The organism is Mariprofundus sp. KV (assembly GCF_013387475.1).
In the GTDB taxonomy this organism is placed as follows: domain Bacteria; phylum Pseudomonadota; class Zetaproteobacteria; order Mariprofundales; family Mariprofundaceae; genus Mariprofundus.
This window is the reverse complement of record NZ_VWNB01000001.1, coordinates 185,243-204,923: the sequence shown is the minus strand read 5'-3', so window position 1 is coordinate 204,923 and position 19,681 is coordinate 185,243. Positions and strand designations below refer to the sequence as shown.

Annotated in this window: 24 protein-coding genes and 1 tRNA gene; 14 read left to right on the top strand and 11 right to left on the bottom strand. The window is 52.7% G+C overall.

Going from position 1 to position 19,681, the window contains the following annotated elements:
• Nucleotides 1–37: 37 nt before the first annotated feature.
• Together F3F93_RS12520 and F3F93_RS01140 are read right to left on the bottom strand one after the other, a co-directional pair.
• Nucleotides 38–160, bottom strand: a complete 123-nt coding sequence (locus F3F93_RS12520; protein ID WP_277816479.1) for a hypothetical protein — start codon at nucleotides 158–160, stop codon at nucleotides 38–40.
• Between the two features lie 170 nt (nucleotides 161–330).
• A tRNA-Thr gene (locus F3F93_RS01140) sits at nucleotides 331–406 on the bottom strand.
• A gap of 129 nt (nucleotides 407–535) precedes the next feature.
• On the opposite strand from F3F93_RS01140, the gene F3F93_RS01135 reads away from it, so the two are divergent.
• Both F3F93_RS01135 and F3F93_RS01130 read left to right on the top strand, forming a co-directional pair.
• On the top strand, nucleotides 536–790 hold the full coding sequence (locus F3F93_RS01135; protein WP_176957316.1) for a hypothetical protein: 255 nt from the start codon (nucleotides 536–538) through the stop codon (nucleotides 788–790).
• 127 nt (nucleotides 791–917) lie between these two features.
• The gene (locus F3F93_RS01130) at nucleotides 918–1,766 is read left to right on the top strand and encodes a DUF3883 domain-containing protein (RefSeq protein WP_176957315.1); all 849 of its coding nucleotides are present in this window, start codon (nucleotides 918–920) and stop codon (nucleotides 1,764–1,766) included.
• Nucleotides 1,767–1,985: 219 nt separating this feature from the next.
• Here F3F93_RS01130 and F3F93_RS01125 read toward each other — a convergent pair whose 3' ends face one another.
• Nucleotides 1,986–2,780 (bottom strand): NERD domain-containing protein, encoded by a 795-nt coding sequence (locus F3F93_RS01125; RefSeq protein ID WP_176957424.1) that lies wholly within the window; start codon nucleotides 2,778–2,780, stop codon nucleotides 1,986–1,988.
• A 269-nt stretch (nucleotides 2,781–3,049) separates the two neighbouring features.
• Here F3F93_RS01125 and ung point away from each other — a divergent pair, with 269 nt between their 5' ends.
• Nucleotides 3,050–3,757, top strand: a complete 708-nt coding sequence (gene ung, locus F3F93_RS01120) for a uracil-DNA glycosylase (RefSeq protein ID WP_176957314.1) — start codon at nucleotides 3,050–3,052, stop codon at nucleotides 3,755–3,757.
• A 2-nt stretch (nucleotides 3,758–3,759) separates the two neighbouring features.
• Here the strand turns inward: ung and F3F93_RS01115 are convergent, their stop codons facing one another.
• The 3 genes from F3F93_RS01115 to F3F93_RS01105 are packed head-to-tail and all read right to left on the bottom strand — an operon-like array spanning nucleotide 3,760 to nucleotide 6,142.
• Nucleotides 3,760–4,065 (bottom strand): hypothetical protein, encoded by a 306-nt coding sequence (locus tag F3F93_RS01115; RefSeq protein WP_176957313.1) that lies wholly within the window; start codon nucleotides 4,063–4,065, stop codon nucleotides 3,760–3,762.
• A 40-nt stretch (nucleotides 4,066–4,105) separates the two neighbouring features.
• The gene (locus tag F3F93_RS01110) at nucleotides 4,106–5,701 is read right to left on the bottom strand and encodes a protein adenylyltransferase SelO (protein WP_194334923.1); all 1,596 of its coding nucleotides are present in this window, start codon (nucleotides 5,699–5,701) and stop codon (nucleotides 4,106–4,108) included.
• 15 nt (nucleotides 5,702–5,716) lie between these two features.
• Nucleotides 5,717–6,142 (bottom strand): hemerythrin family protein, encoded by a 426-nt coding sequence (locus tag F3F93_RS01105; RefSeq protein WP_176957312.1) that lies wholly within the window; start codon nucleotides 6,140–6,142, stop codon nucleotides 5,717–5,719.
• Between the two features lie 243 nt (nucleotides 6,143–6,385).
• Here F3F93_RS01105 and F3F93_RS01100 point away from each other — a divergent pair, with 243 nt between their 5' ends.
• The 6 genes from F3F93_RS01100 to F3F93_RS01075 all read left to right on the top strand — a co-directional run bounded on the left by F3F93_RS01100 (nucleotide 6,386) and on the right by F3F93_RS01075 (nucleotide 10,160).
• Nucleotides 6,386–6,871, top strand: a complete 486-nt coding sequence (locus F3F93_RS01100) for a TerB family tellurite resistance protein (RefSeq protein WP_176957311.1) — start codon at nucleotides 6,386–6,388, stop codon at nucleotides 6,869–6,871.
• 166 nt (nucleotides 6,872–7,037) lie between these two features.
• Complete coding sequence (locus F3F93_RS01095; RefSeq protein ID WP_206675348.1) at nucleotides 7,038–7,448, top strand: thioredoxin family protein; 411 nt, start codon at nucleotides 7,038–7,040, stop codon at nucleotides 7,446–7,448.
• Between the two features lie 65 nt (nucleotides 7,449–7,513).
• Nucleotides 7,514–8,239 (top strand): calcium-binding protein, encoded by a 726-nt coding sequence (locus tag F3F93_RS01090; protein WP_176957310.1) that lies wholly within the window; start codon nucleotides 7,514–7,516, stop codon nucleotides 8,237–8,239.
• 12 nt (nucleotides 8,240–8,251) lie between these two features.
• Nucleotides 8,252–9,007: a TatD family hydrolase gene (locus tag F3F93_RS01085; protein WP_176957309.1), complete on the top strand. Its 756-nt coding sequence runs from the start codon at nucleotides 8,252–8,254 to the stop codon at nucleotides 9,005–9,007.
• Nucleotides 9,004–9,801: a tRNA threonylcarbamoyladenosine dehydratase gene (locus tag F3F93_RS01080; RefSeq protein ID WP_176957308.1), complete on the top strand. Its 798-nt coding sequence runs from the start codon at nucleotides 9,004–9,006 to the stop codon at nucleotides 9,799–9,801. The genes F3F93_RS01085 and F3F93_RS01080 overlap by 4 nt, the downstream gene beginning before the upstream one ends.
• A gap of 56 nt (nucleotides 9,802–9,857) precedes the next feature.
• Nucleotides 9,858–10,160, top strand: coding sequence for a peptidylprolyl isomerase (locus F3F93_RS01075; protein WP_176957307.1), 303 nt, complete (start codon nucleotides 9,858–9,860; stop codon nucleotides 10,158–10,160).
• Between the two features lie 17 nt (nucleotides 10,161–10,177).
• On the opposite strand, the gene F3F93_RS01070 is transcribed toward F3F93_RS01075, so the two are convergent.
• The 3 genes from F3F93_RS01070 to F3F93_RS01060 form a co-directional block, all read right to left on the bottom strand.
• Nucleotides 10,178–10,849, bottom strand: coding sequence for a TIGR00730 family Rossman fold protein (locus F3F93_RS01070; protein ID WP_176957306.1), 672 nt, complete (start codon nucleotides 10,847–10,849; stop codon nucleotides 10,178–10,180).
• A gap of 67 nt (nucleotides 10,850–10,916) precedes the next feature.
• Entirely contained in the window at nucleotides 10,917–11,333 is a 417-nt protein-coding gene (locus tag F3F93_RS01065; protein WP_176957305.1) for a hypothetical protein, read from the bottom strand.
• 55 nt (nucleotides 11,334–11,388) lie between these two features.
• The gene (locus tag F3F93_RS01060) at nucleotides 11,389–11,577 is read right to left on the bottom strand and encodes a hypothetical protein (protein ID WP_176957304.1); all 189 of its coding nucleotides are present in this window, start codon (nucleotides 11,575–11,577) and stop codon (nucleotides 11,389–11,391) included.
• Between the two features lie 101 nt (nucleotides 11,578–11,678).
• Between F3F93_RS01060 and F3F93_RS01055 the strand changes: the two genes are divergently transcribed.
• Nucleotides 11,679–12,392: a DUF481 domain-containing protein gene (locus F3F93_RS01055; RefSeq protein ID WP_176957303.1), complete on the top strand. Its 714-nt coding sequence runs from the start codon at nucleotides 11,679–11,681 to the stop codon at nucleotides 12,390–12,392.
• A gap of 253 nt (nucleotides 12,393–12,645) precedes the next feature.
• Here F3F93_RS01055 and F3F93_RS01050 read toward each other — a convergent pair whose 3' ends face one another.
• Nucleotides 12,646–13,011 (bottom strand): translation initiation factor, encoded by a 366-nt coding sequence (locus F3F93_RS01050; RefSeq protein ID WP_176957302.1) that lies wholly within the window; start codon nucleotides 13,009–13,011, stop codon nucleotides 12,646–12,648.
• 70 nt (nucleotides 13,012–13,081) lie between these two features.
• Nucleotides 13,082–13,843, bottom strand: coding sequence for a cyclic nucleotide-binding domain-containing protein (locus tag F3F93_RS01045; protein WP_176957301.1), 762 nt, complete (start codon nucleotides 13,841–13,843; stop codon nucleotides 13,082–13,084).
• 421 nt (nucleotides 13,844–14,264) lie between these two features.
• Between F3F93_RS01045 and pdhA the strand changes: the two genes are divergently transcribed.
• From pdhA to lpdA, 4 genes are all read left to right on the top strand, one after another.
• Nucleotides 14,265–15,386 (top strand): pyruvate dehydrogenase (acetyl-transferring) E1 component subunit alpha, encoded by a 1,122-nt coding sequence (pdhA, locus tag F3F93_RS01040; protein WP_241696874.1) that lies wholly within the window; start codon nucleotides 14,265–14,267, stop codon nucleotides 15,384–15,386.
• Nucleotides 15,383–16,363 (top strand): pyruvate dehydrogenase complex E1 component subunit beta, encoded by a 981-nt coding sequence (locus F3F93_RS01035; protein ID WP_176957300.1) that lies wholly within the window; start codon nucleotides 15,383–15,385, stop codon nucleotides 16,361–16,363. The genes pdhA and F3F93_RS01035 overlap by 4 nt, the downstream gene beginning before the upstream one ends.
• Before the next feature lie 93 nt (nucleotides 16,364–16,456).
• A complete protein-coding gene (locus F3F93_RS01030) occupies nucleotides 16,457–17,743 on the top strand; it encodes a pyruvate dehydrogenase complex dihydrolipoamide acetyltransferase (RefSeq protein ID WP_176957299.1) in 1,287 nt (428 codons plus the stop codon).
• Nucleotides 17,744–17,838: 95 nt separating this feature from the next.
• On the top strand, nucleotides 17,839–19,680 hold the full coding sequence (gene lpdA / locus F3F93_RS01025) for a dihydrolipoyl dehydrogenase (protein ID WP_176957298.1): 1,842 nt from the start codon (nucleotides 17,839–17,841) through the stop codon (nucleotides 19,678–19,680).
• The last annotated feature ends 1 nt before the right edge of the window (nucleotide 19,681 follow it).

Genomic DNA, 19,681 nt, shown 5'->3' with positions numbered 1-19,681 from the left:
CAATCGGCTCCCCTTTTTTTATAAGGTTATGCGCTATTCAGCCGGAGACGAGGATGTTTTTGTTAGCAGCCTTCTTCGCAGCCTTGGCTGCTTTCTTCTCTTTAGGTGATTTGGCCGCCTCTTTCTTTCCTTCTCTGCCGCCTTTCTGTTCTCTGCCCATGATAAACTCCTGATTAATCCACTACACAGTACGCCTGCCTTGCGGATATAGATAGCACTGCCTGTTTGGCAGCAGATCAGAGCTTGCCCGGTCAGCGTGGCGAGGGGGGGAAGCAGGGCATGAAAAGGGGCCCGCGCGGGGCCCCTCTTCATGACTGCAGTTGATTAAACTGGAGCCGGCAACAGGAATCGAACCCGTGGCCTGCTGATTACAAATCAGCTGCTCTACCATCTGAGCTATGCCGGCTGATAACAGGCGTGAATCATATGCAGCCGAAAGGGCTGATCAAGCAGGATTATGCACACGCATGGAAAGCTGGTCGGGTGAAGGGGGCTGTAAATAGGGGGATTTAGCTAATTCTGCTATAATAGTAATATGATGATGGTAGATGGAATCACACTTTACGTCGATCGCCTACCTGCAGTGGTGGTGCCACCGGTCGTTACAGCCGAGATGAGAAACATCGCATCGGTTGAGACCGATGCCGAACCTGTACGCCCCTATGCCGGCACCAGCTGGCAACAGCATCAGAACCCCTTTGACCGCACCCTGCAGGAGTTCTACGACATCCACGGCAAGATGATCCACAAGCTTGCCCTCTCCGGCACCCAACTCAACAAGCTGATCTAATTAATCAGGCATGATGCCATTCCATTTATGGAATGGCTGATTCTATACTCCTATTATTGACCTGAGGCCTGTAGCCTGGATGATGTGATTGGAATTAACTGCTTAGTTATCCAAACAGGAAAATATTATGCCTGATGCTTGGTCTGAAGCTGAAGTTTCAGCAATTGTTGAAGACTACTTTTCAATGCTCGCATTGGAGTTGAAAGGCATTCCCTACAATAAGGCCCAGCATAACCGCGAGCTAGCCCAGCGCCTCAACAATCGCAGCAAAGGTTCGATAGAGATGAAGCATATGAATATCAGTGCCATCATGCATGAGTTAGGCATGCCCGCTATATCCGGCTACAAACCGTTTAGTAACTATCAGAAAAACCTACTGCCGGATGCCGTGCTTGATCGTTTGGCCGCAAATTCCGACCTGACAGTGATAGTCCGCGAAGATGTGAATTCAATTGTTCAAGTTCCAACGGTTGCAGATATTCTGGCCCGCCTTGAAAGTCCGCCGGAGTTAAAAACAGCGACCAAGACAAAAGAGGCTCATGAACCGGCTCGCACATATAAAGTTCGAACAAATTACCTCGAACTGGAGGCGAGCAACAAATCCCTCGGCGATGCCGGAGAACAATTCGCCCTCAACTTTGAACGCGCCCTGCTTATTTCACAGGGGAAAGAGTCGCTGGCTGACAAGATAGAGCATGTCGCCCAAACCGAAGGTGACGGCGCTGGATTCGATATCCGCTCCTACGAAGTAGATGGCTCAGATAGATTCATCGAAGTTAAGACAACAAAATACGGCAGATATTCGCCGTTCTTCCTTTCGGCGAATGAACTGAGATTCTCGGAAATGAATGCGAAGAACTACCACCTGCACCGCATCTTCCAATTCAGGGATGATCCCCGTTTATTTTCACTATCGGGATCAGTAGAGAAAAATTTCAATCTCTCACCGACTGAATACCGCGCCAGCTTAAGCTGACCCTCTCCTGTTCATGCATATTCAAGATCAGGTGCCGCTATACCCGCTAAGGGCTGGTTTGTTGTATGGCTGTAATTCAGGCACAAAAAAACCCGCCAAAAGTGCGCTTCAGTGAGAGGCGAGGCGGGTGTTGATGACCCGCACTATAGAACTGGATTTGTGTCATGGCAATCAAAACAGGCCCCAATGGAGTCGCTTCTCTTTTCCAGCAGCCTTCCATCATGATTCCATAGCCGCAATCGTACGGCACTTGGGGAATGCGGAGCATCCCCAGAATTGATTACCTGCTTCCGGGCCTTTTTTGCTGGTGCGCAGCACCATGTCGCTGCCGCATTTGGGGCAGAGTTTGGCATCCAATTTCTGCACGGCTTCTTTGTTTGCGACGATCTCTTTTACATGGCGGGCATGCTCGATATGGGTTTTGATCGAGGGTTTCAGGCGGCCATCGGCGATCTGGCCGATGATCTGTTGCACTTCGGACTCGGTCAGCAGGATTTTGGTGTGCGATTTGATAAAGCGGATATAACCGCCGCCCTGGGTGACGTTGGCGGGCATCTCGGTTTTGAAGGTGCTGTCGCCGACAAAGACGACTACCGAGATCATCTTCTCATGGGGGAGCCCAAGCGCCGATTCGAGCGTTTTGGTGTGTTTGTAGTTCTGATGCAGTGGGTTCTGGAACCTGTGTTTGGACTTGAAAATCTGCTGCGTCCACTGCTTCTGATGTTCACCGCCGAAAATCCACCCCTTCATGTTCTTGGTCTCCACCACGAAGACGCCGAAGCGGGAGACGATGATGTGGTCGATCTGGGTGGTGCCATCCTCGGTCGGGATGGTGACGTTTTTGATCAGGTGATAATCGTTTTTGTTGAGAAACAGGCGGGCGGCCATATTGACCATCACTTCACCGATGAAGCCTTTGAACCATGCCGATTTGAACAGTGCGGCAAGTACCAACAGCGGGATCGCCCACCAGAAGCTGGAAAAGAGTTGAGAAAACAGAGTGCTGAAATCAATCACAGGCTAATCCGGAGGAGGTGATTAGCTCCAGCTTCCCCATGCATCCATTGCAGCAACAGATCATAATCACTTTTGAAAACATAGATAGCTCCTGTTGCGTGTCTGGGTCAGGCATAAGTTGTATGCGCTGCACACCGCTCCCTCTTGCGCCATCGCTGCGCAAAAGTATAACGGCTACAAAAATATCTGCTGTCCCCCATATGGGGGACAAAAAGAGGATTTTTGCATAGGCTGCCGTCATCATGTTTAACAAGGGGTGAGACTGGATGAGTCTGCAGTTACCTGCATCGTGGAGCAGCCATCTGGCCAGTGAGCTACAGCAGGATTACGCCGTTGATCTCTCTCTGTTTCTGGATGCTGAGCGAGCGGCGGGCAAAACCATCTACCCTGCACAGGAGGATACCTTTGCCGCTTTTGCGGCAACCGCCTTTGCTGATGTGAAGGTGGTGATTCTCGGGCAGGATCCCTACCACGGTGCAGGGCAGGCGCATGGCTTGAGCTTCTCGGTACTGCCGGGGCAGAAAATTCCGCCATCACTGCGCAATATCTACAAAGAGCTACAGTCTGATCTGAATCTTGAAACAGCTGATCACGGCTGCCTCGACGCATGGGCCAGAGCCGGGGTGCTGCTACTCAATGCCACGATGACGGTGGAGCAGAAAAAGCCGGGTTCACATCAGGGGCGAGGCTGGGAGCAGTTTACCGATGCGGTGATCAGATGCTTAAGCGAAAAACGTGAACATATCGTATTTATGCTGTGGGGTAACTTTGCCCAATCCAAGGCGGAGCTGATCGATGCAGATCGCCACCTGATTCTAAAAGCAGCCCACCCCTCACCATTCTCCGCCCATCGCGGTTTTCTCGGCTGCCGCCACTTTTCCAGCGCCAATGCTTATCTCACTGAACATGGAAAGAGCCCCGTCGACTGGTCACTGAACAGCGAACAGCCACAGCTTTCGTTTAATCTCGAATAGACTTATTTGGAGTCACAACCTTCATGAAGGATTGAACACTGTAGCAATCTTTTCAGGGTATACATCTCATCCAGATGACGAAGGCGCTGATGGCAAGGGTGTTCGACGATGGATAGTTGCCGCCCATTTCGTGTTTCATGGCGAATCTTCAGATCTCCGGCATCGGAGAGATCACGAACATGATCGAATATGTCATTGTAATTACCGCCTGTTTCCTGTGCCAGTTGATAAACCGTCATGGCTTTATGTTTTTCGATATATTCAAGAAGCTCAAGCTTTCCCAGCGTTGTTTTTACCATATATGACATCTTCTAATCACTAGCATTGAATGCAAGTTGTTTTCAATCTTCACGAGCTACAGGAGAGCATGGAGCAACCGGCGCGGTTGCGGGCCCACTGCGGGCGTTTGGCAGCAAAGTGCTCGCTCTCAGGCTGTTCATCATAGGGGTGACGCAGCAGCTCAAGCAGCTCGTAGATCATGCTGTTATCCCCTGCTTCAGCCTGGTCGATCGCCAGCTGGGCCAGATAGTTGCGCAGCACATATTTGGGATTCACTGCGTCCATCTGCTGTCGGCGTTGAGCATCTGATAGCGGCTGTGCTTGTATGCGCCGCATATAACTGCGCATCCAGGCGGCAAAGCGGTTGCGGTAATCGGCATCAAGAGCACCGAGGTCGTAATAGGCATCAAGCAGCGGTGCGATCAGTTGATCATTGCTGAGCTGATCAGGATTACTATCAGTGCTGACAGTCCCGAGTTGACGGAAGAAGATGGTCATATCGGTCTCAACCAGCGGCAGGATACTCAGCAGTTCGCGGATCAGGGTTTCATCGTCCTGTACCTCTCCGGTCAGGCCGAGCTTGTTGCGCATCATGACCCGCCAGCCCTTTTCGTAGGTTGATGCATAGCTGGAGATCGCCTGCTGCAGTGGTTCAACCGACTCAATAAGCGGCAGCAGTGCATCGGCCAGACGGGCCAGATTCCATGAGGCGATCTGCGGCTGATTGCCATAGCGATAGCGCTTCATCTCGGCATCGGTGATGTTGGGTGTCCAGCCCGGATCATAACCCTCAAGCCAGCCGTAGGGGCCATAATCGATGGTCAGCCCAAGCACCGACATATTGTCGGTGTTCATCACCCCATGCACAAAACCGACCCGCATCCAGTGCACCATCAGTTCAGCCGTTGAACGGCATACCTCTTCAAACCACGCCAGATAGACCGGGATTGAGGGTTCACCAAGGTGCGGGAAATCGCTGCGGATGGTGTAATCAAGCAGCTCCTTCAGTAGCCCGAGCTCTGCGCGTGAGGCGAGCAGCTGGAAATTACCGAAGCGGATGAAGCTGGGCGCGACTCGACAGAGCACTGCGCCCGGTTCAGGGGCGGCATTGCCATTATAGAGGATATCGCGATTCACCTGTTCACCGCTGGTGATCAGGCTCAGGGCGCGGGTTGTTGGCACCCCCAGATGAAACATCGCTTCACTGCAGAGGAATTCGCGCAGCGAGGAGCGCAGCACGGCAAGGCCATCAGCATTGCGGGAGTATGGGGTCGGCCCGGCCCCTTTGAGCTGCAGGCTCCAGCGCTCACCTTTGGCATTGATCACTTCGCCGAGATTGATAGCGCGCCCGTCGCCCAGCTGTCCGGCCCAGTGGCCGAACTGATGGCCGCCATAACAGCTGGCGTAAGCATCCATGCCGGGAAGCAGCCGGTTGCCGGAGAAGATCTCAGTGAAGCGCTCCGATTCACAACTCAGCGCAGAGAGATCGAGCAATTCAGCGACCTCACTGACGCAGGCCAGCAGTTGCGGGTTGCTTACCGCTGTTGGCAATACCCGCGAATAACAGGCTGAGAATACCTGACGGGGAAAGTTATCCGCTTCAGGGTCGCCGGGCAGGGCGTTGACAAAGCTGTTGTCAAAACGGAGCTGCTCAAGCCTTTTCAAGATCGCAGACCGCTGCTACTCGTTGCGCAGCTGATTGGCGAGATAACCAGCGGTGACATAATCCATGGTGCTGATGTGATCCTTCATCCAGCGGGGCAGCGTAAAGCGCATGAACTGATCAATCGGGCCGATCGCCTGCTCCTGTTTCCAGTTGCTAACCGCCGCTTGCAGCTCCGCCAGGAAGAGGTTGTGGGCATTGCGATGCATCGCATAGGGCGGAAAGTTCGCCTCCAGCATCAGCCGCTCTTCATTGGCGAAATGCGCCTGCGTATGGATCAGCAGTTCATCGAGCTTTTCATCGAGTAGGGCGCGCCTGCTCTTGCCGCTCTCAATCGCCATAATCAGCTCATAGATGGCGTTGATCATCTCCACCTCCTGCAGGTGGACATCATGCATCTCCAGCAGTGGCACTTCGGGGAAATCGGAGGCAGATAACTTCATTGCCCCAGTGTGCCAGATCGGTTGTCATCATGGCAATCGCTGGCATCATTTCATCATCAACGATATTATGGCATCGTACCTGCTATAGTTTGTAAAGGGGCAGCTGTGAATGCATGATCAGGGAGCTCCGGGCAAAAAAATGCAATAAAGGACTGTGGGGTTGGTAGATAGTTGCACGCTTGCCGATAGAAATTACCGTCAAATGGCTGGCACATGGCTCGCCAAAGAAGCGAGGGAGGTTTTATGCTTAAAACATTACAGGGTTGGTGGCGCAGGGAAGAGGGACATCAACAGCTGCCGGAGCTGACGCTGGCCATTACCAAACTGATGGTTGGCATGATGTCGATGGATGGAAAGATCGATGCTGAAGAGCATGCTGAGATCGTCAAAGTACTTGGTGAACATTTCAATCTCTCCGCTGAAGAGAGCGACAAGCTGATTGAGCAGGCTCAGGACACAGAGCGTACAGACCTGCGCATTGAAAATGTCGTGAAGCAGATTGTTGATAACTATAAGGTGGATGAACGCGCTGCTATCCTTGCCAAGCTCTGGCGTGTTGCCATGGCCGATGGCGATATCGCATTCCTTGAAGAGCAGTATATCAATCGCATCTCAGGCCTGATCGGCGTGCCAGCCTGCTCACTGGCGGAGCTGAAAGAGAAGCAGGAGCGACTCTATCCTGATCTCAACCAGTCCAACCGTTATACAAATAATCCTGTCGTGGACTGACACTGCGGCTTTGATTCCACTCCGGATGCAAGGCCCCGAAGTTTGATGCTTCGGGGCCTTTTTTATCTGCTGAACACCCATAACCTTGATATATTAGCATTTCGATATATATTGGGCCGATCCCACCGCATTATCTCTTGTCGATTCAATCTTCGCGATCGTCGAAGTGAGCCTGAGTGATGATGCAGAGTCCAAGGAGTGCCCGATGGCCACAGTCGAGATTACCAAAGAGAATATCAAAGAGGAGGTGGATGGCAGTGCAATCTCCATTCTCGACTTCTGGGCGCCATGGTGTGCACCTTGCAAAGCCTTTGGCCCGACCTTCGAAGCGGTTTCTGAAAATCATCCCGATGTGCTGTTTGGCAAGATCAATACCCAGGAGCAGGAGCAGCTGGGCGCCCATTTCAATATCCGCTCGATTCCCACACTGATGATTATTCGCGAAGGGCTGATGCTCTACTCAGAGCCGGGAGCGCTGGCTGAGAAGGATCTTGAGGCGCTGGTTGCTGAGATCAAAGCGCTGGATATGGCGGAGTTGCATGCTGAAGCGGCCAGACTGAAGGCTGCTCAAGGCTAAGCTTGTTTAAGGGGGCTGCCCCTGACGCTTAATATATTATCGCATTGTTTTTGCCGGAGAAGATTATGAATAGAGCCCTTGTGACAACAGTGCTGCTGCTGATCTCAGCGATGAGCCTGCCTGCCACGCTGTTTGCAGCGCAGTGTGCAGGCAAGCAGGCCACCATCATCGGTACGGAAAAAAAGGATCGTATCACCGGCACTGAGGGTGATGATGTGATTGTCGGACTGGGCGGTGATGACAAGATCAATGGCCTTGGCGGCAATGATCTGATCTGCGGCGGTGATGGCGATGATCAGATCAAGGGCAGCCATGGCAATGACCGGCTCTATGGTGAAGCAGGAAATGATAAGCTGTTCGGTGGCGATGGTGATGATCTTCTCGATGGCGGCAGCGGCAATGACAAGCTGACCGGCGATAAAGGTAACGACGCACTCAAGGGTGGCAGTGGTAAAGATGTCTTAAGTGCCGGTCCCGGTGATGATCTTCTTGAGGGTGGTGATGGCAGGGACACCCTCTACGGTGAGAATGGCGACGACAGGCTGTTTGGCAATGCGGGCAATGACAGGCTCTACGGCTGGTATGGCAACGACAAACTCGATGGCGGCGATGGTGATGATCAACTCTTTGATCGCGACGGGCAGGATGAGATGGATGGCGGCAGTGGTCGTGATGCGTGTCAGGGGTTGTTTGATTTCGGGGCCTTTGATGCAGAGAAGGTGTGGCATGCCGACATCAGGCCGACGCCTGAGTCAGCCACGTGGCGCGGTTGTGAAACGCTTTTCAAATAACAGTATGAGTCGATGCTGCTCATAGATAGCCATTGTCATCTTGATGATGCGCGGTTCGATTCCGATCGGGTCGAAGTTCTGCAACGGGCTCGCAGGGCGGGTGTAGAGCAGATCGTTGTGCCAGCCGTCAGCAGTCGCGGCTGGGTGAAGTTGAAAAACCTTGCTGAGCTCGATAGTCGGATCTATCCGGCCTTCGGCCTGCACCCCTGGTTCTGTGATCAACATCGTGAGGATGACCTTCAACGATTACCCGGCTTTTTAGACGGTGCGGTTGCCGTGGGTGAGTGCGGTCTGGATGCGGGCCTCTGTGATGTTGATATGCAGCTACAATTGCACTGGTTGCGGGCACAGCTGAAGATGGCCCTTAGCTACGATCTGCCGGTGATCGTGCACGCCTACAAAGCGGTGGATGTGGTGATCAGGGAGATCAGATGTTATCCCGGTCTGCGTGGTGTGGTGCACAGCTTCTCCGGCTCCCTGCAGCAGGCTGAACAGTTGATCGATCTCGGTTTCTATCTCGGTTTTGGCGGCTCGGTTACCCATGCGCGGGCAACCCGTCTGCAGGCTGTGGTTAAAGCTGTCGCTGCTGAGAGACTGCTGCTAGAGACCGATGCGCCGGATCAGCCGCCGGCCGGCAGGCGGGGTGAGCGCAACGAACCTGCATTTCTGATCGATATCCTTGCCCATATCGCTACGCTTCGCAGCACAGATAGTCAGGCGTTGGCCGCTACCTGTAATCACAATGCCAGGGAGCTGTTCAGATTATGAGTCAAGCACAGGAGCGTACCGCGATACTCGTTGGTGAGGCCGGATTGGAATATCTTGCCAGCCTGCATATTCTGGTTGTTGGTCTGGGTGGTGTGGGTGGCGCTGCTGTCGAAGCGGTTGCCCGCTCAGGCATTGGCCGTATGACCATTGTTGATCATGATGAGGTGGGGCTCTCCAACATGAACCGGCAGCTGGTCTGTACCCACTCCACGCTGGGGCAGGATAAAGCTACGGCAATGGGGGCGAGGATTCTCGATATCAATCCCGATATGCAGCTCAATGCCCATGTCGGCTTTCTCAGCCCTGAGAATATGGAGTCGTTTCTAGCTGCGGGTGATTTCGATTACGTGATCGACTGCATCGATTCGGTAGCCTGTAAGGCGGTATTGGTGGCTACTTGTCAGAAGCTGGGCATTGCCGTGGCCTCAAGTCTGGGAGCCGGAGGCAGGCTGGATGTGACACGGGCGGAGATCACCACGCTGGATAAAACCTACAACTGTGGTCTGGCGGTCAATCTGCGCCGCAAGCTGCGCCGGGCTGGTGCATCACTGGATTATCCGGTGGTCTTCTCCGGCGAGTTTCCGATCAAACCGCTGCCGCAGGCACCGGTTGGCAAGGACTCGAGCGCACTGCCCAGGGCGGTGAATGGCACGATCTCCTATATGCCGAACCTGTTCGGTTTTATGCTGGCAGGCTTTGTCATCAAACAGTTATTGGATCGACGTGAAAACATAAAATCGAACCACGAATTAACACAAATAAACACGAATAAGAGTGGCAGAGTTTGTGATTAAACAGCTACTTGATCGTCACGAAAAAAGTTAAATGAGTAGAGCTAAAAGGGGTTATTATGTTCGGTTGGAACAGAAAGAAGAAAACTGCATCAGCACGTCACATTCTGGTTGCAGATCTGCAGCAGTGTGAAGCGCTGAAGGCGGAGATTGAGAGCGGTGCCGATTTTGCTGAGGTGGCAAAGCAGTACTCCAGCTGCCCTTCAGGTCAAAAAGGCGGTGATCTCGGAAGCTTCCGTGAGCGCCAGATGGTCAAAGAGTTCAACGAGGTGGTCTTCTCTGCCGAACTGCACAAGGTGCATGGCCCGGTAAAAACACAGTTCGGTTACCATCTGATCGAAATCACCGAGCGCTCTGAATAAGCAGCGATTACAAGGCTTTACAGACCGTGAGTCTTTGCGAGCTGAACCTGCTGTAGTTTCCATGTGCGGTGTCTGCACATGATCTCAACGGCTTCATTGATGTCGTCGGTGACGGTGACCAGCTTGAGATCATTTTTGGAGATGTAACCGGCCTCCAGTACTGTGTTTTCAACCCAGCTGAGCAGATCTTTCCAGAAGGCGTGACCATAAAGTACCAGTGGTAGCGGAAATGCCTTCTGGGTCTGCATCAGGGTCAGTGATTCGAAAAACTCATCGAGTGTTCCAAAGCCACCGGGCATGCAGATGTAACCCATAGAGTATTTAACGAACATCACTTTGCGCACGAAGAAGTAGCGGAAGTTGATCGAGAGGTTCTGGTAGGGGTTAGGGGTCTGCTCCTCCGGCAGGGTGATATTCAGGCCGACCGACTTGCCACCGCCTTCGGCTGCCCCTTTGTTGGCCGCCTCCATGATACCCGGCCCACCGCCGGAGATGACGCCAAAACCCTCTTCAGCCAGTTTTCTGGCGATCTCCACAGTAGCTTCGTAATAGATATCACCGGGTTTGGCTCGGGCAGCCCCGAAGATGGTTACCGAATAGGGGAGCTCATTGAGTGTGTCGATACCTTCAGTGAATTCGCTGATAATTCTGAATATGCGCCACGATTCTGAGCCTTTGAGATCTTCCATATCGTAACCTCCGCTACTTCCATTGTAGAACAGTTGAGCGCTGCAATCGAGCTATTTTTATAGGGTTTTAGCCGCCGCCATGCATGCGGGGAAGAAGAAAACGCAGTGCCTCAAAAAATAGCCAGCGGGTAATCAGGTACATCATCGACATCGCCAGGCAGCTGATGGCAGTTACCTTCAGTTTCTCCATGGTAGTGGTGGCAGGTACAAAAAAGCGGGGTAAAAGGATCATCGCTCCGATAGCGCCACAGCTGAAGCCCTGCAACATAAAGAGAAAATATTTCAGTGAGTTTTCAGTTTCAGCCAGACCGGGGATGGACATGAACTGGGGCATCAGGAACTGGAAGATAATCAGCGGAGCATAGACAAATGGATATTCGATCCACAATAGGCCGGCCTTCTTCTGGCCGAACATATAGATGACACCGGCCAGAATGTTGACTGAAATCAGATAGAGCGTGACCGAGATCATGACGCTGTTCAATCGGTACGCTCCAATGCTGTTCTAGCCATAACCCCTCCCTTGTGCAGATGAAGCACTACTCTCCCTTCTTCTCCTGCTGGCGCATGCATTGATCCACCATCTCCAGCATCTGATAGCCGCTTTTTACTTCCTGACTATTAGAGGACTGCACCATCAGGCTGGCGCACTCATGCAGTTTGGCCAGTACCTCCGGATCTGAACATATCTGATCCAGATCAATGATAATCTCATTTCTCTTAGTCATAGGGCAACGATAGCACGATCCTCTGCAAATACAGAAGCGCTTACACGTTATGCGTAGTTTTTACGCTGGCAATTCACAAGTGTGACAATAGTCTGCGCAGCATGAAAAAGACCACTTTACCCCTGATGACTCTGCTGCTACTTGCCCCCTTTACTGCTTCTTGTGAGGAGACGGCGGGCGGCTGGAAAAATAATATCGAGCTTGGTGCCGTGAAAACCTCGGGTAATACCCGTACCTTTATCGTCAATGCCAAAGGCAAATTTGTGCATGAAGGCATCAAGTTGCGCGATACGATTATGGGCAGCGCCAATAACTCCACCGATAATAACAGGACAACGGCTGAAACTTATGATGCCAGTCTGCAGGAGGACTGGAAAATCACAGAGCGCGACTACCTGTTTATCCGCTACGGTTTTCAGAGTGATCGCTTTGCCGGTTTCAGGCGTCGTACCAGCGAAACCATCGGTTATGGTCGCGATCTGATAAAAACCGACAGTCTGCACTGGAAAGCTGAGATTGGTGGTGGTCTAAGGCAGACCAAGTTCATCAACAACAGCAAGAAAAATGAGGCGATCATGCGTGGCGCCACAGGTCTAAACTGGAAGGTGAGTGACTCTGCCGTGTTTACCCAGGATCTCTCAACTGAAGGCGGAAAAAATGGCTGGGCAACAGAGTCGATCACTGCCCTGCAGCATGCGATCAACTCCCATCTCGCAAGTAAAATCTCTCTGAAAGTGGATCACAACAGTAAGGTGATTGCACCGGTTAAGAGCACCGATATCGAGACTGCTATAACACTGGTTGTGAGTTTCTGAAGCCAGGCAGAATGGTCATAGGGCTTGCGAAGATCTCCCGCTTTTTGAGGCTGCGATAAAAAAATCTAAGCCTGTCTGTTTTTTTGTGAGGAATGTCACGGATTTGTCAAAATTAGGCTGTACACTTTACCACACTGTTAGCAGCAGTAATAAGTGTCCTCAAACACAATAAAAGAAAAGGCGGAGAGTGCAAACTCCGCCTTTTCTTTTGTCTAAATGATGGCTGATTGGTCATCAGACAGCAGAATCTTGCTTAACCGCCTGAAAGCTTTGCCTTATACCCCTCTTTTTCCAGCAGCAGCAGAAGCTTATCCCGATGCTCACCCTGAATTTCAAGGCTGCCGTTCTTGACTGCGCCGCCGGTGCCAAGTGCCGCCTTGAGCTTTTTCATCAGCGTTTTCAGATGACTCTCATCCAGTGGCAGCCCGTCAATAATAGATACGGTTTTGCCACCACGTCCTTTCGACTCCCGACGAATGCGAATGCCCTGCTTGGCAGGGTTAACGATGGCAGGGGCAGTTGGCGGGGCTTTTTTCTTGCGGCTGTTTTTTTTGCCGGTCATGGCTTTTTCAAGCGCTCCGCTCTCTGTGGAGTAGACGAGCCTGCGGTCATTGTTCATCTCTTGCCCCTTACGGTGAACGGGCCGGGTGAGGCCTCTTCAGGGAAGTGCTGATTGATTCAGCATCTTCTCAACTTAACACCTCAATACCAAAGCGGTAAGGATCAACCGGATCGCCGAAGCAGACCGTATGATAACCGCTCTCCAGTGGCACAGTGGTGTCGGATGCACCATATCCCACACGTTTCTCATCGACTTCGCAATAATCACCATACTGCATCAGGTGCAGTTGCAGGCCGTGCTCGTTGTCCGATTCGATGCGGATATGCTGTTCACGCACACGGCGGCTCGATTTGGCCAGACGGATATCGGCCTCCTGATAGTTGCGGAACAGATCTGTGACACTTTGCGGTGGCACATGGGCCCCGAATGTCCAGGGCAGATGTGAGATGGTGCAGGGTTGATTGCAGAGCGCCTGCCTGGAGATACTGTTGAGTCCGACAATTACGGCATGGGCCGGATCCTCGGGCCTGCATTCATCAATCTGTTTCTCATCCACCATGGCACTTTTCAGGCGTGAGAGCAGTGCCGAGAGCACCGGTGTCAGTTTGCTGGCCGGGCCGTTGACCAGTCGGATCAGGGCGCCGCGATCAATCTCTTCAGCATCACAGTCAGTAATGGCTGTGGCCGATGCACTGCGCCTGGTAACCAGTCCGGTAAGTGCCAGTTCACCAATGATTTCACCGGGTCCGACTTTAACCTGAAAGGTGCTGCCATCCTCTTTGTTCTGGTTGATCATGACCCAGCCGTTCTGAATCAGATAAGCAACGAGCCCCTCGTCGCCCTGACTGATCAGGGATTCACCTTTTCTGAAAGAGACAATTTTAGACATGGTGGCTTCCTTTCTGTGCTATATTAATTGCTCACAAAATCAAGCACTTACTGTGCATGATTTTGACTCTCGGCATCGTGTCGATCGCCTAAAGGCGGCGATACCGTCCAATCCGGCTCTCCTTCCGGATTGTGGCAAGCCATCCAAGGCCTGCACGGATACTCTGACTTGTTCAGCGCATCCTTAATAAGCGTGTAACAATGGCTTAGTATGGTTTGCAGCCGCTATTAATCTGTGATCTTTATCGCAATAAAAGTGTATAAAATGGTTGTGGTTGCTGCCGTTAGATGCTGACGGCAGCATCCGCCATCTCATTTAGGCTAGCTTTGACGCGTAAAGGCTGCCGTGTCCCCTGTGGAAGGGGCGCCAGAATCGGATATATTTTGTGTTCGATTTTGTCAGCAGAGGCTAAATCCCACATTTGCCTCTGCTTGCTGAGTTGCTGCCTGAAAACAGCGGTTTGGCCTATCCAATCATTGCCGGAGGCACCATGTCTGCAAAGCAGAAATCGGAAGCTGGTATCACCCATGACGGGCATTTCTTCTCTGAAGAGAGTCTGCATGAGATGCATGACCAGATGCTTTTTATCCGCCGTTTCGAAGAGAAAGCGGGCCAGCTTTATGGCCTGAAAAAGATCGGTGGTTTTTGCCACCTCTGTAATGGTCAGGAGGCGGTCTGCGTCGGTTTGCAACATGCAGCCGAAGCTACCGACTATATGATGACCAGTTACCGTGACCATGGCCATATTCTGGCGCGTGGCTCAGACCCGACAGCGGTTATGGCTGAGTTGCTTGGAAAAGCCGGAGGTATTGTCAAAGGCAAGGGCGGCTCGATGCATATGTTTGATATCGACAAGAACTTTGCCGGCGGTAATGGCATTGTTGGCGAGCAGGTGCCTATCGGGCTCGGGTTCGGCTTCTCCAGCTGGTACAAGGAGGATGGTCGTGTGACCATCTGCATTATGGGCGATGGCGGCATCAATCAGGGTGCGGTCTACGAATCGTTTAATATGGCGGCACTGTGGAAGTTGCCGATCGTATTTCTGGTTGAGAATAACCAGTACGCCATGGGTACATCGCTGGATCGTGCATCGGCAGAGACCCAGCTCTTTAAACGCGGCATCTCATTCAAGATTCCCGGCATGAAGATCGATGGCATGGATGTGCTGGAGTTTGAGAAGAAGATGAGCGAGGCGATGGAGCATGCCCGTTCAGGTAAAGGTCCTATTCTGGTTGAGGCGATGACCTACCGGTATCGCGGTCACTCCATGTCTGATCCGGCCACCTATCGTACCCGTGCCGAGGTGGATGAGTGGCGTTCCGGCCGTGATCCGATTGCCCGTCTGCAGGTTCAGATGATTGAGGCGGGTCTGGCCACTGAAGAGCACTTCAAACAGAAAGATAAGGATATCAAGAAAGAGGTCGCAGCCATTGGCAAGGCGGCTGAAGCGCAGCCCGAACCCGATGCTGCAGAGTTGTGGACTGATATCTACAGTGATCCTATTGAACACGCCTATCCCTACCCCGGAAGTGAGAACTCATGAGCAAGATTACTTATAGAGAAGCGCTGAATCAGGCGATGTGTGAAGAGATGCGACGTGATGATCGCGTTTTCCTGATGGGCGAAGAGGTGGCTGAATATAATGGCGCCTACAAAGTATCCCAGGGCATGCTGGAGAAGTTCGGCCCCAAGCGGGTGATTGATACCCCGATCACCGAGCTCGGTTTTGCCGGTCTTGGCGTGGGTGCCTCAATGGCGGGCCTGCGTCCGGTGATTGAATTTATGACCTGGAACTTTGCCATTCTGGCACTGGATCAGATCGTCAATGCTGCCGCCAAGATGAAGTATATGTCCGGTGGTCAGTACAGCTGTCCGATGGTCTTCCGTGGCGCCGGTGGTTCTGCTGCCCGTGTTGGTGCGCAGCACTCGCAGAGTCTGGAGAACTGGCTGGCCAATGTGCCCGGCCTGAAGGTGGTGATGCCATCCAATCCGGCTGATGCGAAGGGGCTGTTAAAAGCGTCGATCCGTGACAATGATACGGTTGTATTTATCGAAAATGAGATCAACTACGGTGATGTCGGAGAAGTGCCGGATGAGGAGTACATCATTCCTCTGGGTGTCGCCGATGTGAAACGTGTCGGCTCTGATGTCACCATCGTGGCGCACTCACGCATGACCGGTTTTGCGCTTGAGGCGGCCAGAGTGCTGGCCCAGCAGGGTATTGAAGCCGAAGTGATAGACCCGCGTACCATTCGCCCGCTGGATGAGAATACGATCCTCAGATCTGTGGCCAAAACCAACTGCGCTGTAGTGGTTGAAGAGGGGTGGCGCTTTGCCGGTATTGGCGCTGAGATCTCTGCCCGTATTATGGAGCGCGGATTTGATGATCTCGACTCGCCGGTGATTCGTGTGACAGGAAAAGACGTGCCGATGCCGTATGCGGCCAACCTTGAAGCGCTGGCACTGCCAAGTGTGGCAGATATTGTTGAAGCAGCCCGTGTGGCCTGCGGAAAAGCTTGATGGAACTCACCACAGAGACACGAAGGCACAAAGTATTTTCCGTATGCTCTTTGTGCCTCTGTGCCTTAGTGGTAAAAAAATTCGAGGAAAATTATGCCGATTGATCTGTTTATGACTCAGCTCTCGCCAACCATGACCGAAGGTAAAATAGCCCGCTGGTTGAAGAAGGAGGGTGATACCCTGGAATCAGGAGAGATTCTGGCCGAGGTGGAGACCGATAAAGCGACAATGGAGATGGAGGTTGTCGATGAAGGGGTTTTGCACAAAATCCTTTCACCTGCAGGCGCCACTGTCCCTGTCGGCAGTGTGATTGCCGTGATTGCCGAGGAGGGTGAAGAGGTTGCTGCCGATTATGCACCAGCCGCTGGTGATGCTGCTCCGGCCGCAGAAGAGGCGCAGGCTACTGCTGTAGAAGAGGCCCCTGCACCTGTAGCTGAGATTGTTGCTGCACCTGTGGCCCCGGCTCCTGTGGCACGCAAGGGACGTATCAAAGCCAGTCCTCTGGCACGTCGACTGGCCAAACAGAAGGGGATTAATCTGGCGGCCATTGCAGGCACCGGTCCCAATGGCCGTATTACCCGATCAGATGTTGAGAAAGCAGTCAGGCGCGGCATCAATATCGGTGGCGCAACGGCTGCCGTTGTAGCACCTCCGGCGCGTCCGCTGCCTGCCGGTCCGCTTCCATACCATGAGGATGAGTTTGAGCGCGTTGAGAATTCGATGATGCGTAAGGCCATTGCCCGCCGCCTGTCTGAGTCCAAACAGCAGGTGCCACACTTCTATCTGAGTGTGGATGTCAGCATGGATCGTTTGATGGATCTCCGGGCTCAGCTGAATGAAGCTGCTGATGGCGCCTTCAAGCTCAGTGTAAATGATTTTGTTATTAAAGCGGTTGCCAAGGCGCTGGTGGATGTGCCTGCTGCCAACGCCAGCTGGACAGATCGCGATACCCTGCTGCATAAACATGCCCATATCTCGGTGGCGGTGGCTATTGACGGAGGTCTGATCACTCCGGTGATCCGTTTTGCCGAGCAGAAGGGAATTTCCGACATCTCTGCGGAAGTAAAAGAGCTGGCAACCCGTGCACGGGCTGGTGAATTGCAGCCTGAAGAGTATTCAGGTGGCACCTTCTCGATCTCCAATCTTGGTATGTATGGTGTGAAGCAGTTTGCTGCTATTGTAAATCCGCCCGAAGGTGCGATTCTCGCCGTCGGTGGTACTGATGAGCGCGCGGTTGTTGAAAATGGAGCGGTTGTGGTGAGGAAGATGATGACCCTGACCCTCTCCTGTGATCACCGCGTGGTGGATGGTGCTGTGGGTGCTGAGTTCCTGGCAGCCTTGAAGAAACATATCGAGCGCCCTGCCGGAACGCTTATTTAAATACGAACCATGCAAGTGCAAAGAGGCATAAAAACATGATTCGCTCTTCTTTGTGCCTTAGTGTCTCTGTGGTTAATTCTTTATGAGGTTTTATAATGCCGATTGATATTTTTATGACCCAGTTATCGCCAACCATGACCGAAGGGCGCATTGCCCGCTGGTTGAAAAAAGAGGGTGATGAACTCATCTCCGGTGAAGTGATGGCCGAGATTGAGACTGATAAAGCGACCATGGAGATGGAGGTTGTCGATGAGGGAGTGCTGCACAAAATCATCGCCCCTGAAGGCTCTGTTGTCACTGTAGGCGCTCCGATTGCCGTGATTCGTGAGGATGATGAAGAGGTTGCAGATGACTACCGGGCAGAGGGTTCGGCAGCAGATTGTGCTATCGCGATCAGTGAAGAGGTTGAATGTGAGGAGGCAGTTGAGCTGGGTTCAGAATCCGCTCCTGATTTGCATCCGGCATCCATCGCAGCGCATGAAGCGCACGATGCCGAGGAGGCGGAAGCTCTGCATCTGAAAACTGCCGGTCTGTTCAATGCTGATGGCGAGTATGATCTGGTGGTGATTGGCGCCGGCCCCGGCGGTTATGTGGCGGCGATTCGTGCTGCCCAGCTCGGTTTCAAGGTCGCCTGTATCGAGTCGACCCATCTTGGTGGCATCTGCCTGAACTGGGGTTGTATTCCAACCAAAGCGCTGCTGCGTACCGCTGAGGTGATCAATATCATCAAACATAGTGGTGATGCGCTGGGCCTGGGTGTGACTGAGGCCAATCCCGATCTGGAGAAGGCCGTTGCCCGTTCACGTGCCATCTCGGCCAAGCTCAATGGTGGTATCGGCTTCCTGTTCAAGAAGAACAAGATCGAACATATCGAGGGTTACGCGACATTTGAGGCGGATAACCGCTTGATGGTCAAAGATAGTGAAGGCAACTCTAAGCAGGTCACCGCCAAACATGTGATTGTGGCTACCGGTGCGCGTGCGCGTGCATTCCCGGGCATGGATGTCGATAACGAGGTGATCATCACCTACAAACAGGCGCTGGCGCCAACAGCCCTGCCGAAGAAGCTGGTGGTGATAGGCTCCGGAGCCATCGGCATGGAGTTCGCCTACTTCTACAACGCGATGGGTTCTGATGTGACGGTAATCGAAGCGGCGGATCAGATTCTGCCGCTGGAGGATCATGAGATCTCCCGTGTGGTGGAGCGCAGCTTCAAGAAACAGAAGATCAAGATTATTACCGGTGCGATGGTATCGTCGGCGAAAAATGTCGATGGCAAAGCTATCGTAGCGTATGAGTCCAAAGGCAAACAGTTAAGTGTTGAAGGTGATGTCTGTCTGGTTGCTGTTGGCGTGATCGGTAATACCGATGCCATTGGTGCTGAAAATACCGCCATGAAGGTGGAGCGTAACACCATTGCAGTGGATGACTGGTATCGTACCGACCATCCCGGCATCTACGCCATCGGTGACGTGGTTGGTGCCCCTGCACTGGCACACGTGGCCAGCCATGAGGGCATTGTCTGTGTCGAGGCGATTGCCGGGAAACATCCGCATCCTGTTGATTATGGTAATGTACCGGGTTGTACCTACTGCCAGCCACAGGTCGGTTCATGCGGTAAAACAGAGAACGCGTGCAAAGAAGAGGGCATTCCCTACAAAGTGGGCCGCATGCCATACGGCACCAACGGTAAAGCGATGGGTCTGGCTGAGACTGAAGGCATGGTCAAAACCATCTTTCATGCTGAAACCGGTGAGCTGCTGGGTGCGCACATCGTCGGTGCTGAAGCGACCGAGATGATCGTTTCACTCGGTGTCGCCAAAACACTGGAGACTACTGAAGCAGAGTTGGCACACCACATGTTCCCGCATCCAACCCTCTCGGAGATGATCCACGAATCCGTGCTCGATTCCGATGATCGTGCCATTCATATCTAAC

Bases quoted from the DNA above. Each gene is read 5' to 3' on its own strand.
- F3F93_RS01030 (WP_176957299.1), top strand. From the start codon at position 16,457: ATGCCGATTGATCTGTTTATGACTCAGCTCTCGCCAACCATGACCGAA.
- F3F93_RS01135 (WP_176957316.1), top strand. From the start codon at position 536: ATGATGATGGTAGATGGAATCACACTTTACGTCGATCGCCTACCTGCA.
- F3F93_RS01075 (WP_176957307.1), top strand. From the start codon at position 9,858: ATGTTCGGTTGGAACAGAAAGAAGAAAACTGCATCAGCACGTCACATT.
- ung (WP_176957314.1), top strand. From the start codon at position 3,050: ATGAGTCTGCAGTTACCTGCATCGTGGAGCAGCCATCTGGCCAGTGAG.
- F3F93_RS01080 (WP_176957308.1), top strand. From the start codon at position 9,004: ATGAGTCAAGCACAGGAGCGTACCGCGATACTCGTTGGTGAGGCCGGA.
- F3F93_RS01050 (WP_176957302.1), bottom strand. From the start codon at position 13,011: ATGAACAATGACCGCAGGCTCGTCTACTCCACAGAGAGCGGAGCGCTT.
- F3F93_RS01130 (WP_176957315.1), top strand. From the start codon at position 918: ATGCCTGATGCTTGGTCTGAAGCTGAAGTTTCAGCAATTGTTGAAGAC.
- F3F93_RS01070 (WP_176957306.1), bottom strand. From the start codon at position 10,849: ATGGAAGATCTCAAAGGCTCAGAATCGTGGCGCATATTCAGAATTATC.
- F3F93_RS01035 (WP_176957300.1), top strand. From the start codon at position 15,383: ATGAGCAAGATTACTTATAGAGAAGCGCTGAATCAGGCGATGTGTGAA.
- F3F93_RS01090 (WP_176957310.1), top strand. From the start codon at position 7,514: ATGAATAGAGCCCTTGTGACAACAGTGCTGCTGCTGATCTCAGCGATG.
- F3F93_RS01105 (WP_176957312.1), bottom strand. From the start codon at position 6,142: ATGAAGTTATCTGCCTCCGATTTCCCCGAAGTGCCACTGCTGGAGATG.
- F3F93_RS01085 (WP_176957309.1), top strand. From the start codon at position 8,252: ATGCTGCTCATAGATAGCCATTGTCATCTTGATGATGCGCGGTTCGAT.
- F3F93_RS01060 (WP_176957304.1), bottom strand. From the start codon at position 11,577: ATGACTAAGAGAAATGAGATTATCATTGATCTGGATCAGATATGTTCA.
- F3F93_RS01055 (WP_176957303.1), top strand. From the start codon at position 11,679: ATGAAAAAGACCACTTTACCCCTGATGACTCTGCTGCTACTTGCCCCC.
- F3F93_RS12520 (WP_277816479.1), bottom strand. From the start codon at position 160: ATGGGCAGAGAACAGAAAGGCGGCAGAGAAGGAAAGAAAGAGGCGGCC.
- F3F93_RS01100 (WP_176957311.1), top strand. From the start codon at position 6,386: ATGCTTAAAACATTACAGGGTTGGTGGCGCAGGGAAGAGGGACATCAA.
- lpdA (WP_176957298.1), top strand. From the start codon at position 17,839: ATGCCGATTGATATTTTTATGACCCAGTTATCGCCAACCATGACCGAA.
- F3F93_RS01045 (WP_176957301.1), bottom strand. From the start codon at position 13,843: ATGTCTAAAATTGTCTCTTTCAGAAAAGGTGAATCCCTGATCAGTCAG.
- F3F93_RS01115 (WP_176957313.1), bottom strand. From the start codon at position 4,065: ATGTCATATATGGTAAAAACAACGCTGGGAAAGCTTGAGCTTCTTGAA.